General features: G+C 43.0%; 15 protein-coding genes. 10 read left to right on the top strand and 5 right to left on the bottom strand.

What is annotated here, in order from left to right; genetic code table 11:
• The first annotated feature begins 72 nt into the window (after positions 1-72).
• The 7 genes from RIB15_RS13740 to RIB15_RS13770 are packed head-to-tail and all read left to right on the top strand — an operon-like array spanning position 73 to position 10,083.
• Entirely contained in the window at positions 73-3,051 is a 2,979-nt protein-coding gene (locus RIB15_RS13740) for a protein O-mannosyl-transferase family (protein ID WP_350202739.1), read from the top strand.
• A 60-nt stretch (positions 3,052-3,111) separates the two neighbouring features.
• Positions 3,112-3,558: a hypothetical protein gene (locus RIB15_RS13745; protein WP_350202740.1), complete on the top strand. Its 447-nt coding sequence runs from the start codon at positions 3,112-3,114 to the stop codon at positions 3,556-3,558.
• Between the two features lie 10 nt (positions 3,559-3,568).
• Entirely contained in the window at positions 3,569-4,027 is a 459-nt protein-coding gene (gene ybeY, locus RIB15_RS13750; RefSeq protein WP_350202741.1) for an rRNA maturation RNase YbeY, read from the top strand.
• A gap of 33 nt (positions 4,028-4,060) precedes the next feature.
• Entirely contained in the window at positions 4,061-5,200 is a 1,140-nt protein-coding gene (locus RIB15_RS13755) for a DUF445 domain-containing protein (protein ID WP_350202742.1), read from the top strand.
• Between the two features lie 43 nt (positions 5,201-5,243).
• Complete coding sequence (locus RIB15_RS13760; RefSeq protein WP_350202743.1) at positions 5,244-6,914, top strand: S8 family serine peptidase; 1,671 nt, start codon at positions 5,244-5,246, stop codon at positions 6,912-6,914.
• Between the two features lie 3 nt (positions 6,915-6,917).
• Complete coding sequence (locus RIB15_RS13765) at positions 6,918-8,369, top strand: phytoene desaturase family protein (RefSeq protein WP_350202744.1); 1,452 nt, start codon at positions 6,918-6,920, stop codon at positions 8,367-8,369.
• 19 nt (positions 8,370-8,388) lie between these two features.
• The gene (locus tag RIB15_RS13770; protein ID WP_350202745.1) at positions 8,389-10,083 is read left to right on the top strand and encodes an ABC transporter permease; all 1,695 of its coding nucleotides are present in this window, start codon (positions 8,389-8,391) and stop codon (positions 10,081-10,083) included.
• A gap of 98 nt (positions 10,084-10,181) precedes the next feature.
• Here RIB15_RS13770 and RIB15_RS13775 read toward each other — a convergent pair whose 3' ends face one another.
• From RIB15_RS13775 to RIB15_RS13785, 3 genes are all read right to left on the bottom strand, one after another.
• Positions 10,182-10,718 (bottom strand): REP-associated tyrosine transposase, encoded by a 537-nt coding sequence (locus RIB15_RS13775; protein WP_350202746.1) that lies wholly within the window; start codon positions 10,716-10,718, stop codon positions 10,182-10,184.
• Between the two features lie 283 nt (positions 10,719-11,001).
• Positions 11,002-11,406 (bottom strand): hypothetical protein, encoded by a 405-nt coding sequence (locus RIB15_RS13780; protein ID WP_350202747.1) that lies wholly within the window; start codon positions 11,404-11,406, stop codon positions 11,002-11,004.
• Positions 11,407-11,563: 157 nt separating this feature from the next.
• The gene (locus tag RIB15_RS13785; RefSeq protein ID WP_350202748.1) at positions 11,564-12,586 is read right to left on the bottom strand and encodes a Fe(3+) ABC transporter substrate-binding protein; all 1,023 of its coding nucleotides are present in this window, start codon (positions 12,584-12,586) and stop codon (positions 11,564-11,566) included.
• A 77-nt stretch (positions 12,587-12,663) separates the two neighbouring features.
• Between RIB15_RS13785 and RIB15_RS13790 the strand changes: the two genes are divergently transcribed.
• Positions 12,664-13,761 carry an aromatic ring-hydroxylating oxygenase subunit alpha gene (locus tag RIB15_RS13790; RefSeq protein ID WP_350202749.1) on the top strand — a complete coding sequence of 366 codons (1,098 nt, stop codon included), beginning with the start codon at positions 12,664-12,666 and terminating at the stop codon, positions 13,759-13,761.
• Here RIB15_RS13790 and RIB15_RS13795 read toward each other — a convergent pair whose 3' ends face one another.
• The gene (locus RIB15_RS13795; protein ID WP_350202750.1) at positions 13,762-14,106 is read right to left on the bottom strand and encodes a gamma-butyrobetaine hydroxylase-like domain-containing protein; all 345 of its coding nucleotides are present in this window, start codon (positions 14,104-14,106) and stop codon (positions 13,762-13,764) included. It lies immediately after the preceding gene.
• 45 nt (positions 14,107-14,151) lie between these two features.
• Between RIB15_RS13795 and RIB15_RS13800 the strand changes: the two genes are divergently transcribed.
• Both RIB15_RS13800 and RIB15_RS13805 read left to right on the top strand, forming a co-directional pair.
• Positions 14,152-14,856, top strand: coding sequence for a DUF5673 domain-containing protein (locus RIB15_RS13800; protein WP_350202751.1), 705 nt, complete (start codon positions 14,152-14,154; stop codon positions 14,854-14,856).
• Positions 14,857-14,968: 112 nt separating this feature from the next.
• Complete coding sequence (locus RIB15_RS13805) at positions 14,969-15,457, top strand: YajQ family cyclic di-GMP-binding protein (protein ID WP_350202752.1); 489 nt, start codon at positions 14,969-14,971, stop codon at positions 15,455-15,457.
• A gap of 23 nt (positions 15,458-15,480) precedes the next feature.
• Here RIB15_RS13805 and RIB15_RS13810 read toward each other — a convergent pair whose 3' ends face one another.
• Positions 15,481-15,879, bottom strand: a complete 399-nt coding sequence (locus tag RIB15_RS13810; protein WP_350202753.1) for a four helix bundle protein — start codon at positions 15,877-15,879, stop codon at positions 15,481-15,483.
• Between the last annotated feature and the right edge of the window lie 13 nt (positions 15,880-15,892).

Below are 15,892 nucleotides of genomic sequence, written 5' to 3' on the forward strand. Positions count from 1 at the left end.
TAATTGCGAGCCTATCATAAAATGTTATCAACGAATATCCAAAAACTTTTTTGAGCAGCTAACCAATTTTACATGCTTTCAGATCATAAAACGACCAACAGATATCTCGCTCTTTTTACCTTTATTGTTTCACTTGTTATTTATACGCTGACGCTTGCACCCACTGCCAGTTTCTGGGATGCCGGTGAATTCATAGCCGTAGCCCACGGTCTTCAGGTAAATCACCCACCGGGTGCTCCCTTCTATTCTATTGTGGGACGAATTTTTTCTATGTTTATGCCTACGGAATACATTGCCGTTAGCATCAACTTTATAAGTGCTCTTACCTCCGCTCTTACCGTGATGTTTTTGTACCTGATTGTAGTTCGCCTGGTCCGCGAATGGAAAGGAAATCCGGATTCCATGGAAATGATGGACAAGATTGGAATGTACGGCGGAGCTTTGGTCGGAGCACTGACGTTTGCTGTTACCGATACGTTTTGGTTCAGCGCCGTTGAAGCCGAAGTTTATGCCATGTCCATGTTCTTCACTTCTATTGTAGTTTGGATGGCATTGAAATGGGCCGAAAACTTCGATCAGCAATACAATGAACGATGGCTGGTACTCATTGCCTATATGTTTGGTATCGCCATCGGGGTTCACTTGTTGAACCTGCTCGCCTTGTTCTTTGTGGCTCTGATTGTATACTTCAAGCTGAAAGAGTTTGAATGGAAATCTTTCTTGCTGATGGGTGTTGGAGCCATAATTGCCTTTTTCTCAGTTTATCCATTTACCATTCAGATGCTTCCCACCCTTGCTAATGGAGTAGATGAAGCAACTTATGGATTGATTGGGCCTATGTTGTTCATCTTTCTCTTTATGGCTGCTGTAGCTTATGCCATTTATTACACGCACAAACATAAAATGCGTATAGCCAATATTATTGCTATCAGTTATGCGATGATTTTGATCGGATTTTCTTCATACTCAGTTATCATGATCAGGTCAATTGCAGACCCTCCGATTGATGAGAACGATCCTGAAACGGTGGAAGCTTTTATCAGTTACCTGAAGCGTGAACAGTACGGTGCCACTCCTATTTTAAAAGGAAATAATTACGACGACCAAACCGGTCAAATTGATCGTTCTGAAGAAGAGTTTTTCCCTCGTCGTTATTCCCCTGCCCCGAACCACCTTGACTATTACGGCCGCTACAATTCTGACTGGGCATTCTTTTGGGATTACCAGGTTAACCATATGTACATCCGTTATTTCAACTGGAACTTCATAGGGCGGGAAGCAGATATACAAGATACCGGTTGGCGGTCTGGCTTCAATGAACCTGCTTACCCGGATAATCCTGCCAGTAACGCTTATTTCTTTATTCCTTTTCTGTTAGGGTTATTTGGAATGATCTTCCACTTCAGTTCAGACTGGAGAAGAGCACTTGCCATACTCGCACTCTTTATTGTCACGGGGTTGGCGATTATTGTGTTCCTGAATCAACCCCCATATCAGCCGCGTGAGCGGGATTATGCCTATGTAGGCTCCTTCTTTGCCTTTTCGATTTGGCTTGGGCTGGGTGTAACCGGCATCATTGAACTCATAAAACAATATGCCAACAATCGAATATTGGGATATGCTGCCGTTGTCTTATGTCTGCTGGCCTCGCCTGTCTGGATGGGTTATCAAAACTGGGACGACCATGACCGCAGCAACCGATATGTAGCCCCAGATTATGCCCGCAACCTGCTGGAGTCTGTGGCACCTAATGCGATCATATTTACGAACGGAGATAATGATACCTTCCCTCTTTGGTATGCACAAGAAGTGGAAGGAATTCGTACCGATGTGCGTATTGTTTGTCTAAGCCTTTTGAATACGGACTGGTATATAAGACAGCTGAGGGATCAGTGGTCACATGAATCAGCTCCGCTCCCGATTTCTCTTTCTGATGAAGAAGTGGAACGCGTAACAGCAGGTATCAGCCAATGGCAACCTCAGGACGTTACAATTCCAGTTGATAAAGAGATGCTTAGAAATGCATTCTCCGAAGACATGAAATACAAGGAAGCTATAGGCGTCAAGCCAGATACTTCACTCCCTATCCTCCAAAAAGGCGTTGATTTTGAAATGCCTGTAGATTCACTTGATGATGTTGTTAGCTGGAGAATGAACGGGCGTTTCTATGGCCAAAACCAACAGGGTGATCGCATCTATTACCTTCAGGTACAAGACCGGTTAATTCTGGATATTCTGCAAAACAATAACTGGCTCCGACCTGTTTATTTTGCAAATACTGTTTCCAGCGAAAGTCAGCTCAACCTTCAGGATTATTTCCGAACCGAAGGCAAAGCTTACCGCGTAGTACCTAAAAATTTCGGTGCAGGACGTGACGGACATATCAATCCGAAGATTTTTACTGATCGTATCGAGAATTTCAAATTCCGTGAATGGAATAACCCGGATGTTTATTTTGATGAAAATATCCGCAGAATGCTCAGCAACTACCGCTTCAACTTTATGTCGCTGGCAATGACTTATCGTGAAGAAGGTAAACTGGATAGTGCGCAGTATTGGATGAAATGGGGTGAAGAGAAAATACCTTTCCGCCCTTCTGAAACCAATGAGTCGCTTAAACTGCTTTATGCCGTAAGGTACTCGCAGGTAGATCTACATGATGATGCCATGCGCCTGTCCGGAACTGCAATTGAAGGCATTAAAGAAGATTTAGAGAAAAATCTGAATCGCTTTTCAAACATCGAAGCCGAATTTAATGAGTTAAATCAGCAGCTGCAGAGTGCACAGTCGCGCGGAGATATTCGCACACAGCGAGAAATCCGGCCACAGTTGCAGCAGTTAAATTCTGATGCACAACAATATTTAACAGCTGTACGTACAGCTCGTCAATCCCTGGTATTAGTACAATACACTTTCTTCCAGGGTGGCAATACAGAAGAAGCTAATGTACTGGCAGAGGAAGTCAATATGCTTATGGGCAGCAACTTCCCTCCAATGCCAGCGTCTAAACAAGCCAGCGAACAGGAAATTCAACGCTATGGAATCGATTAACTCTTTCATTTAATATTATGAGAAGGTGCCGTATATTTCGGGACAATTAAATAGCCAGCTATGATTCACCAGTTTACAAAAGAAAATATTGATGCCATCGGTAAGGTCTTGGGAACCAAGCCAAAACCATTAGGCAATGATGTGTTCAGGTTTGAAGTTAAAAATGAAGAAGAACCACGGAAACTAGCCCTCGAAATTCATCTTGGGCTGGACGTTAGTGATGAGCAGATGAACATGGTTTCTGTTTATGCTTACAATACCTTCCTGCAACTTCACAACTGTACCGCTTTTGTAGCAAGTGAAATGCTTCAGCAGGTTACCTTTTTCGGGAAATCAGGTAATAAAACATCCGGACTCATTGTTGAGAAAACAGCCGGCTGTAGTTTATATGCCAACGTAGATAACTCTATTCTAAGTGGCGACTTTACCCAGCTTCCTGAGGACATGATGATGTGCGGTATTGCCCTCTCCCTCACCGAGTCTATGGACGACGATTTCACCTTCTAAATCATCCATCTTGAAAACTGAATCGTCCATCCTTCAACTTTTTAATGAAAGCGATGAGAAGATTCCGCTCAGCCAATCCAAAGCTGAGTCTATCCTGAATATTATATCGAAGCATGAAGAAGCTGATTTCGCATTGATCGAACTTGTTTATGTAGATGAACAGGAAATTGTGCGAATCAATAAAGAGCATTTGAATCGCTATTATGTAACCGATATAATTTCATTTCGTTATGATGACGGTTCAGAAGAAAAAAATAACAAGGCTATTGAAGGCACCCTTTTTTGTTGTGCTCCGCGGATAATAGAACAATCAGCGGAATTCAAAGAGCCCGTTGAACGAGAATTTCAGCGAATTTTCATTCACGGTCTGCTTCACTTAATCGGATATGAGGATTCTTCAGAAAAAGAAAAATCGACAATGACTGAGCTTGAAAATAAATATTTGGCACTTGCCGAAGCCAACAAATAGGCAATTTCTGCGTACATCAGTCCAAAACTTCGGATGAATAAACAGGACAATACAGATATCATAAAAGAGCGGAGCAAACAATACGGTTCCCAGCTTTGGGAGCTCATCCGCACCCAGGTAGACAAACACTCAACCCTGCCCGAAAAAAAGGGCGAACTTGCTATTCCGCCAAAAAAAGTTACAGAGCACCGTTGGCTGATGAACCTGCTCTTTGCCGTTCCATATCTGTTGTTAGCGGTCTTCATTACTTCTTTTTTCTGGGATTTCAACGGAATGTCTGCAGAGCTATTTGGCCTCTCTTTTTCTTTTGAAGGGCTTCTGAGGATCATCAGTATTAGCGGCCTGATTGGTTTCCTTACAAACTGGCTGGCTATCACCATGTTATTCCGGCCTACACATAAACGGCCTATTCTCGGCCAGGGACTTATACCCGCACAAAAAGACCGTATTGCCTACCGGCTGGCCCGTGCTGTTTCGGAAGACCTCATCAACCCGGAAATCATTAAGCGAAAAATTCACGAATCCCAGGCCATTACCAAATACAGGGAAAAAGCCACTGTCTACGTAAGAAATATCATTGATGATCCCGAATTCCGGGATAATCTGAAGGCGCTGGTTGTAAGTTATGTAGATGAAATGATTGCGGACCCTGAAGTACGTTCCTCTATTGCAAAAAAACTCATTCAACAGATTGACGACGCCATCGACGAAAACTCTTTCGAGAAAGTGGCTATCAAAGCCTATAGCTTTTTAAAAGGACGTGAGATGCAGGACTTAGTGGAAAGTGCGCTGGTTAAACTTCCTACAGGTATCGAAAACGGGCTTAATAAAATGGATATATTTCTGGATGACCTTCCCGACAAACTGGATGAACATGGTACCGTTATTGAAGAGATGGTAACAAACCTTTTATACAAGCTCATCAATCAGCTTGACGTGCACGCTTTGGTAGAAGATAACTTGCGTCAGTATGATGAAAAGAAACTTGAAAACCTCATCAAAAACGCCAGTAACGACCAGCTCCAGTACATTCAGTATTTAGGGGCTGTATTAGGTACATTCGGAGGGTTCATCATCTGGGAACCTGTTGCGAGTATCATTGTATTAACGTTTATTATCGGGTCAACGGTTGTTGCAGATACTCTGATCTTAAGAATGAAAAAGACTTCCTGATCATTATAACTTCAAAATTTAATTACTAGCGCTAAACTATTATATGAATCTCACATCCAAGCTCTTCACCCTTCTGCTTGTCACACTTTTTTCCATTAGCTGTGCCAGCACCAAATCAACTTCCGAAACCAAGTCTTCAGCTGATTCAGAAACAGAAACGGAAATGACTTCCGAAACCGAAGTGGAAGAAATCACAGCTACTGAAACCTGGCATCTTACCCCTGCCAATGCTGCTCCTTATTATGGAACCGGTGTTGAAACCGCCTATTCAGAACTATTGGCTGGTAAATCGCCCAAACAAAAAGTAATTGTAGCAATCATCGATTCAGGTACCGATATCTATCATGAAGACCTGCAGGAAAATGTGTGGGTTAATGAAGATGAAATCCGGGGCAACAGTGCCGATGATGACGGAAATGGATATATAGATGATATTTACGGCTGGAATTTCATTGGTGGTCCGGATAGCACCCACATAGATAAGGATACGTATGAAGTGACCCGCCTTTACGCAAAGCTTAGCGACAAATATGCGGGAATGAGTGAAGACTCAGTTGCTGAAGAAAACCAGGATGAGTTTGAATATTATCAGGAAATAAAAGCTGCTTTCGAACGCCGTAAAGAACAAAATGATCGTGAGCTTGCGCAGGTTGGTCAGTCACGGCAGGCTATAATGTTTGCCAAGCAGGCTTTAGGGGTTACCAATATTGATTCGCTAACCGCAGAAGATCTGGAGATTAAATCAAGCGACACCCAACAGATTCAGCAAGCCAAACAAATCATGAACTACCTGAAAAGCAATGGCGCTGCGGAATCAGATATACAGGATCTGGAAGAGTATTACGAGCATGTACAGGGCTTGGCTAACTATGGGTTGAATCCGGATTTTAATCCCCGTGATATCGTCGGTGATGATTATGACGACCTCAGCAACCGCTTTTATGGGAACAATGATGTGATTGGCCCAAGCAGTGAGCATGGTACTCATGTAGCCGGAATTGTAGGAGCCATCCGGGATAATAACCTGGGCGCAACGGGAATTGCTGATATCGAATTGATGATTTTACGAACCGTGCCCGACGGTGATGAAAGGGATAAGGATGTAGCTAACGCCATTCGCTATGCTGCCGAAAATGGAGCTAAAGTCATAAATATGAGTTTTGGTAAAGGATACTCCCCTCAAAAGTTTTATGTGGATAGTGCCATTCAATACGCTGACAGTGTTGGAGTTCTGATGGTATCAGGATCTGGAAACGGCAGTGACAATGTGGATAGCACCGACTCCTACCCTACCCGATTCTATGAAAATGGAGGTTTCGCTAAAAACTACCTGAGTGTAGGGGCTACCTCATGGGAATCAGATTCTACACTGGTTGCGAGCTTTAGTAACTACGGAAAGGAAACCGTCGACCTTTTTGCTCCCGGTGTGGATGTGTATTCCACCTACCCAAACAATGAGTATAAAATGGAAAGCGGAACCAGCATGGCCTCTCCTGTTGTAGCTGGTGTGGCAGCTTTAATTATGTCGTACTACCCTGAACTTTCTGCTACAGACGTAAAGGAAATTATTCTGCAAACGGTCACTAAAGTAGACCAGGTAGTTTATAAGCCCGGAACCGATGAACCCATTCACTTTTCTGAACTTTCCGCTACCGGTGGTATTATAAATGCCTACGATGCTTTAAAATTAGCTGAAGAAAGAGCAAACCCATAGACATTGCCTGCACACAATCCTGAATATGATGCTGTTATTGTTGGATCGGGCCCCAATGGGCTAAGCGCAGCAGTTCGGCTTTCACAGGAAGGATTAAAAGTGCTGGTGCTGGAAGCCAAACCAACCATTGGCGGCGGTACCCGAACACAGGAAATCACCGAGCCTGGCTTTTTGCATGATATTTGCGCCGCTGTTCTCCCTACAACGGCCGGTTCCCCTTTCTTAAATTCACTTAACCTTAAAAAATACGGGCTTGAATTTATTCAGCCCGATATTCCTTACGCTCATCCATTGGATGACGGAGATGCAGCTGTTTGTTATCGCTCTCTGGAAAAAACCGCGGAGTCTTTAGGTGTTGACCATAAGAACTACACCAAGCTTTTTGGTGAATTTGTGAATCACTGGAAGTACCTGTCTGAAGATATTTTTGGAACACTGAGGATTCCCAAGCATCCGCTTTTAATGGCCCGATTTGGCTGGTATGGGCAATTTTCGGCCAAACATTTAGGAAATTCACTATTTAAATCTGATAAAACAAAAGCTTTGTTTGCCGGATGTGCGGCTCACAGTATCATTCCTTTGGAAAAAGCTTTTAGCGCCTCCTTTGGTCTGGTTCTTGGAAGCTCTGCTCATTCTGTAGGATGGCCCATTGCCAAAGGGGGTTCTGCTTCCGTAACCAATGCTCTTGCTGCATTATTAGAAGAGCAAGGAGGTAAAATTCAGACCAATGTAGAAGTAAAATCATTGGCTGATATCCCCTCTTCTAAAACTATCCTGTTTGACTTAACTCCACATCAGATCGTTGACATTGCCGGTGATCAGCTTCCCAAAAATTACCGGGATAAACTCCGAAGATATGAATACGGCCCCGGAGCTTTTAAAGTGGATTGGGCATTATCAGAACCGGTACCCTGGCAAAATGAGGAATGCAGAAAAGCAGGTACGCTTCATCTTGGCGGGATTTTTTCCGAAATAGCCGAGGGAGAAAAAGCCGTTTGGGAAGGACGACATCACGACAAACCCTACGTGCTTTTATCACAGCCCAGCCTATTTGATGATACCCGTGCTCCGGAAGGAAAACATACGCTCTGGGCCTATTGCCACGTCCCTAACGGTTCTACAAAAGACATGACGGACATCATAGAAAATCAGATTGAGCGATTTGCACCCGGTTTTAAGGATATCATTATCAGTAAAAAAACCATCACTGCTGAGGGATTTGAACAATATAATCCCAATTATGTCGGTGGTGACATAAACGGCGGAGCACAGTTTTTCAAACAACTTTTTGGACGGCCGGTTTTGAAGTGGGATCCCTATAAAATTCCGGGAAATGGACTGTATATTTGCTCTTCGTCTACTCCACCCGGTGGCGGCGTTCACGGAATGTGCGGTTATAATGCAGCCCAGTCCGTCTTAAAAAATGAATTCGGAATCTCATCTGATAAAAGCTAAGAGAAGCGTATCTTAAGGCATGCTAAAAGCGCTACATACGACTATTCAAAACTTACGACCGGATTCTCCTAAAATCCGTCAAAAATCACCTAAGTGGACCCTTTTCAGTATGGTCATCGCTTTGTTGATCTCTGTCCCTATCCTAACTGTGGTATTTTCTGTTTTTACACCTTCGGGTGAGATCTGGAGCCATTTAGCTGAAACCGTCCTCAGCGATTATATACAGAACTCCCTTTTACTGATTGCGGGAGTTTCTTTTGGGGTGATTGTACTGGGCGTCTCATCTGCCTGGCTTATAACCATGTGTGAATTTCCCGGACGAAAAACCTTTGAATGGGCTTCTATTCTGCCCTTTGCCATTCCGGCTTACCTGATGGCCTATATCTATACCGACTTTCTGGATATAGCCGGCCCGCTGCAAACCACCATTCGTAATCTTTTTGGGTTGGGAATTGATGCCTACTGGTTTCCAAATATCCGCTCCATTGAAGGGGCCATTTTAATTATGTCGCTGGCATTCTATCCTTACGTTTATATGCTGGCAAGATCTTCTTTTCTGGAACAATCAACCTCACTCCTCGAAGCCAGTCGTATCATGGGATATTCTACCTGGCAAAGTTTCTTTAAAGTAGCACTCCCGGTAGCGCGTCCCGGTATTGCCGCCGGACTTGCGCTAGCACTGATGGAAACCCTGAACGACTTTGGAACCGTCCAGTATTTCGGTGTTCAGACGTTTACCACCGGTATTTATCGTACCTGGTTTGGGCTGGGCGAACGTCCCGCCGCTGCTCAGCTTGCCGCTTTCCTTATGGCATTTATTGTCGTGCTATTGATCCTTGAACGTTGGTCACGAAATAAGATCAGTAATGAAAAAGCCAATTCAAGTCGCTTTAAAAGACTCAATCGGTTCAAGTTAAAGGGCTTTAAATCATGGGCTGCTTTTACTGCTTGCTTCCTGCCCGTTCTTTTTGGCTTCATCCTGCCAGTGATACTTTTACTCGAGATGTTTTTCTCGAACCTGAATTACCTCGATTTTCAATTTCTGGAACTTGCCTTTAATTCTTTCTCCGTTTCTGCGATTACGGGATTCCTTGCCGTTGCCATTGCCCTGATTATGGCTTATTCGGCAAGACTAAATCCAACCAAATCCGTCAAATTATTCAACAGAATCAGTTCACTGGGATACGCTATTCCTGGTTCAGTGATTGCTGTTGGAGTCCTTATCCCCTTTGGGCTTTTTGATAATTCTGTGGATGCGTTCTTTAGAGAAAACCTCGGCTTTTCGACCGGGCTTCTTCTTAGCGGGACGATCTTTGCCATGGTGTTTGCTTACCTCGTTCGCTTTCTGTCGGTTTCGTTTGGAGGGGTTGAAGCCAGCATGGAGAAAATCACCCCAAACATGGATGAAGCTGCACGCGGAATGGGATATACCTTCACCAAAGTACTCAGGAAAATACATATCCCGATGATGTCGGGAGGATTACTGACAGCGGGATTACTGGTATTCGTAGATGTGATGAAAGAACTCCCCGCCACGCTGATCGTCCGTCCTTTCAATTTCGACACCCTGGCTGTGCAGGTGTACCGATATGCTTCGGATGAACGATTGGCCGAATCAGCCGGGGCCGCTTTGATGATTGTACTGGTAGGCATTATTCCGGTGATTATCATCAGTCGTACGATTGCTAAATCCCGGAAATCGGAAACTCAGTAGAACATCGAACAAGGAACATCGAATGGCGAACGTTTAATACTGGTTCCGCCGCTCCGCAGCGGAACCCCAATACAGAGGCTCTGCCTCACCTAAGCAATTCACCCATTGAACAAAGTAACCGGAATCACCCCATCATCACCCTCGTAATTTAATGCAGAGGAATACCGCCAATGAAGCGGAGACTCAACAAAGCCTGATTTAACAGGATTGTGGTGTATATAGTTTATCTTTTGCTCCATCATTTTTGACGTTGAAATCTGCTTGGGATGGAACCCTTCTTGCCACACCTGAAACTCACTGTCTTTATGATTGTCAAGTTTCCCAGACTTGAGATGAGACAGTGTTCTTGTCTTATTATTTGCTTTCAGATAGTTAATAATACTTCGAGCAGTATATGATTTGAACGCCCTGAGCCGGGCAGACAGTTGCTCTCCTTCTACTACTAAGTGAATGTGATTGGGCATTATTACATATCCATGTAGCACAACTTTATTTACATCCTGGGCATATGTAAGTGCATCAAGTATAATATTTGATATCCTTGCATCCATAAATAGAGGAAGTCCGTGAACTATGGTACTTGTAATAAAATATGGATAATACTCTTCGTGAAATTTGTATCTGCTTCTTCCCATTTTAAGCTCTTTTTACTTTAGTTAGAGCCGTTTCGAGGGAATTCCTTACATTTTTTTTGAGGTACTGGTTCCGCCGCTACGCTGCGGAACCCCTATGCGAGGCTCTGCCTCAGGATAGAGTGGGATGTTAACGCGTTAGAGGAACGACTGGTAATTTGAGGCAGAGCCTCGGGCAGGCATTACGGAGCTGAGCACCGTAACGAGGTTAACATCGAACCTAGTTTTGTACCACCGCTCTGCTGTGTAGCTCTAATCAAAATTTAGTTCATCTCTCCCATTTTATTCATTCTCTATTAGTTTGAAAAGTTCTTTCTAATCGTACCTCTTTCACCAATTCGGTAGTACACAGAAAGGACAAAGATTTATTATTAACACCTATATTTATTCTAGGTGTTCCAGTTGATCTGCTTACACCTGAAATATTTTTTTCTTTCAAATTAGAAAGTAGTTTATCGTGCATTTCAGCAATAGCCTCGCGCTGGGCTTGTCTCTCTTGTTCGGTGAGCTGTTCTTCCGGAGTATATTCCATTTCATACGTAGCGATTACACGTACAGAGCCATCTTTCTTAACTTGCTCAAATAATTCCTTTTCACAATGCCCAAAATTCGATTTATCATCATTGTCAAATAACCTACACCCGCTTACCAATAATAGAATCAATAATATGACAGATATTAATTTCTCCATAATTTCACACTTAGAATGAAAATCTTTCTACTAGTTAATGGTTTGACATCTAAAAAGATTCGGAATTTTAAAATAAAATAAAAAAAGGAACACCAAACTCCGAAGTAGTCACTTCAAAGTTCAATGTTCCTTGTTCAATGTTCGGTGTTCTGAAAGTCTATTTCCAGCCGGCCCGATCCATGATCTGAATGGCTTCCGGGTTATTTCTTCCCAAAGCAGATACATTAACCGCATCGCTTTTAAATTCTCCGAATTCAACCAATACATCTGCTTTCTCAGCTTCATCATTAATTGGGTATTCGTTGTTTCCGCCGATGTAGTATTTCTGGGCTTCCGGTGTGGTCAGGTATTCCAGAAATCGTACAGCATTTTCTTTATTGGGCGCGTTTTTCAGGATTCCAGCACCCGATATATTCACGTGAGCTCCTCTTCCATCTTCACCTTGATTAGGAAATACAAATTCAACTTTTGAGGCCGCTTCGAGGTCTGCTTCATCATCTCCGGTAAGCATTACGGCAAGGTAGTAGTGATTGGCTACCGCCACATCACACACACCTGCAGCAACACCACGGATTTGATCACGGTCGCCGCCCTGTGGATCGCGGGCAAAATTATTGACCAGTCCTGTCGCCCATTCTTCGGTAGCTTCAGCACCAATGGTTTCAATCATAGAAGCAACCAGCGACTGATTGTAGATATTATTGGAAGACCGGATGCATACCCGTCCTTCAAATCTTGGGTCGGCTAAGTCTTCATAGGTCAGCTCTTCGTAATTTTCTACGGTTTCGGGGTTTACCACCAAGCCGCGAACACGCTTGGAAAGCCCAACCCAAAGTCCATCCGGGTGCCGGAATGAAGATGGAACACGCTCTTCCAGCGTTTCCGATTCAAATGGCTGCAGGATATCTGCCTCTTCCGCTCTCCAGAGTCGGCCAGCATCAACAGTCACTAAAATATCGGCCGGTGAATTAATGCCTTCACTTTTCACACGCTCAATAAGTTCGTCAGAGCCTCCTTCAATGAGATTAACTTCAATGCCGGTTTTTTCGGTGAATTCTGCATACAACGCCTGATCGGTATCATAGTGGCGGGCTGAATACACATTTACTTCTTCCTGTCCGGAACAGGAAATAAAAACCATCGCTGTTAGCGCAATGAGAGAATAGATGGTGGATTTCATAAGATTGGTTTTATTCTTTGTAGTTATATATTTGACGATGCTTCAAAATAACCTTTATTTAGATTTATTCTAAACAGATGACGGCAAAAAACAGTAAAAATCTTTTTAAAAACGGTTCCCTAAAAATCGAACCGGTCGAAAGAGCTAAAACCATCTCTTCCAAATGGTATTTTCACCCAGAGTTCTTCGACTTTGAACAGGATCATCTGTTTAGAAATCATTGGCAGTATGTATGCCATGAAAATCAAATTCCGAATCCCGGAGATGCATATACTACCGAAGTGGCAGGTAATCCGGTTATTGTTTTTCGCAGATCAAATCAGGAGATCAAGGCATTCTATAATGTCTGTAAGCACCGTGGCGGTCCGCTGGCAGTAAAGAAAGGAACCAAGACGGTACTACAGTGTCAGTATCACGGCTGGACGTACCTCGATGACGGTTCACTGCGCGGAATCCCGGATTGGAACCTGGTTGAGCTGTTCGATAAAAAAGATTTTGGACTGGAACCGATAGAGATTGAGATTTGGCAGGGACTTATCTTTGCAAGATTAAATGACACCACCCCGGAGCTTTCCTCCCTGTTAGCCGGAATGAAAGAGCGTATCTCTCCCATCAAACTGGAGGCATTACAGTTTCACTCAGAGGAAATCTATGATGTAGAGTGTAACTGGAAAGTATATGTAGACAATTACCTGGAGGGCTATCATATCCCTATTGTACATCCGGAGCTTGCAAACCTGCTCGACTATCGCGCTTACGTCACGGAAACCAAAACCTGGCACTCACTTCAGCACAGTCCGTTCAAAAGTACTGAAAGTATTTACTCCAACGATGGCGGAGAGGCTTTCTATTATTTCATCTTTCCCAATATGATGCTGAATATTTTACCGGGAAGATTACAGATAAATCAGGTTATTCCGGTCTCGCCAAAAAAATGTAAGGTGGTCTTCAGTTATTTTTATGATGATGTAAAAGCGAAGCTAGCTTCCGGACTCATTGATGAGGACATCTCGTACAGCCATGATATACAGCTTGAAGATGTAGAAATTTGTGAAGCCGTCCAGCGGGGACTTCAATCCAACGCTTATGATCAGGGAAGGTTTTCAGTTAAGCGGGAACTGGGCGTGTATCACTTTCAGAGCCTGCTTAAGAGTGAGTTCAAAAAAAGACTATAGTTACCCTTCTTCTGAATCTGGCAGGTGGTTTTCAGGATCCAGCCACCTTAGAGTCTTCCATTGATACATTCCGGAATTGTGACCATCTCCCCATGTAATCTGGATGGCATGATTCCCAACCTGCTCGATATTCCTGATTTCAATTCGGGAAGGATTTTCCTCAAAAAAAGCTTCCGGCTCAAAATCTCCCATGCTTCCATGACCACCCCGACACATTACACAAGGACAGTTTTTTCGGAGTCCGTACAAAGGAAAAATAGTAGTATGCCCATCTTCCCATGAGATTTCCAGAACCTGATCTTTATTACTAACTTCAATGCCCGTTGGCGTTGTGGATGTGTCCATCAAACCTGTATTTTTGCAGTTTAAATATCTAACCAAAATTAACCAATGATCTGGATAATTGTATCAGCAATTGTAGTAGCCGCAGTAAGTTTCTGGCTTGGGTATAAACGGCTTTTGTATCTCGATCAACTCACTGCCCGGAATATATCCTACTCTTTGATTGGGGTGCTTTCCCTTTTCCTGATTCTGCAATGGATGCACCGAATCGGATATTTTCCGGAAGCCATAGCCGGTGCTGTAATGGCTAACGTCTATTCTTCATTATTTGGCGTTTTTATGGGGGCAGCCGTTCAGCAATTTCAGCAAAAAACCAACTGTGGTGAAATTATATATGTGAACCGGTCTTTTTGGACGGATATTTTTCCAAGCATAGTAACCATAGGTATCATTCTTTTTGGAATTCAAAGAACTTCGTTGTTTTCTGATCTGCCCTTTACGCCCATTCGCGTGACTTCCGGTCTTTCTATAATCGCTATTGGGGCCTATAGTTTTACCATCAGGTTGGTTCCTGAACTTCGTAAGAATGGTTTGATTCTTCTCGACCGAAAAATTAGCTGGGATGATTTCTTTACCTATTCCTGGTATTCGGAAGGAGTCATTGAAATTGAATATAAACGGGATGAGAAAATTAGAAGCTTCAAAACCATGATCCCGAATGAGGACCATCAGTTGATTGAAAAAATTCTCTCTGAAAAGATTGCCGAAAAGCTGGAGAAAGACGAATTTGATGAATATGAAGAACTGGAGTGACAGTTGACAGTTGACAGTTGACAGTTGACGGTTGACGGTTGACGGTTGACGGTTGAATGTAATTTTATCCTGATCTAAACCTAATTTTAAATTCCTAATCCTTAATTCCCCAATGGCCTCTTTTGATATTGTTAATAAAGTGAACGCACAGGAAGTTGATAATGCCATCAACAATACACTGAAAGAAATAAATACCCGCTACGATTTTCGCGGACTTCATACCGAAGTGGAATTCCATAAAAAAGAAAACCGCATTCATCTGGTAGCTGCAGAGAGCATGAAACTGGAAGCCGTAAAAGATATGCTGAGTAAGAATTTCATCAAGCGGGGAATCAGCTCAAAAGTGCTGGATTTCGGTGAACCGGAAGGAACCTCCCAGGGACATCTTAAGATGGATGTAACGTTAAAAGAAGGCATAGACCGGGAAACGGCTAAGAAAATCACCAAAGAGATAAAAGGGATGGGAATCAAAGTTCAACCCCAGATTCAGGAAGACCAGGTGCGGGTAGAAGGAAAGAAAATTGATGACTTACAGGCGGTGATCAAAAACCTGAAGGCTAAAGATTTTGGCATACCCCTTCAGTTTGTGAATATGAAGTAAAGAGTGATATGGTGATATAGTGATTAATGTAGGGTTCTGTTATTACAGATCATGCTTTGTAGCAACTTTGCAATAGAGGTAAGCATATCAATTCGTGTTTGCGATATTTCTTCTCCAACTATATGTCTGCTTTTGAAATACCAGTCTCTTGCCTCTCTTGTTGATCCCAAAGCTATTTCACAAAACCGAGCCTTTTCTTTATTCGAAAATCTTGAATAACCTTCCGTTATATTTGCACTTATTGACCCAACTGATCTATACAATTGATCAGCTAAAGCAAAGCGTTTTTCTGTGATAATTTTATTAGAATCTTCCCAGCATATATCCGAAAGAAAAAGACCTAACCGGTAAGCTTCAATTTTCCAGACTACATCACTCCTTATTTCATTTGGTACTTTTTGCTCCCATTCTTTAAATCTCATCTCACAAATTTTG

This window comes from Gracilimonas sp., assembly GCF_040218225.1.
Taxonomy (GTDB): Bacteria; Bacteroidota; Rhodothermia; order Balneolales; family Balneolaceae; genus Gracilimonas.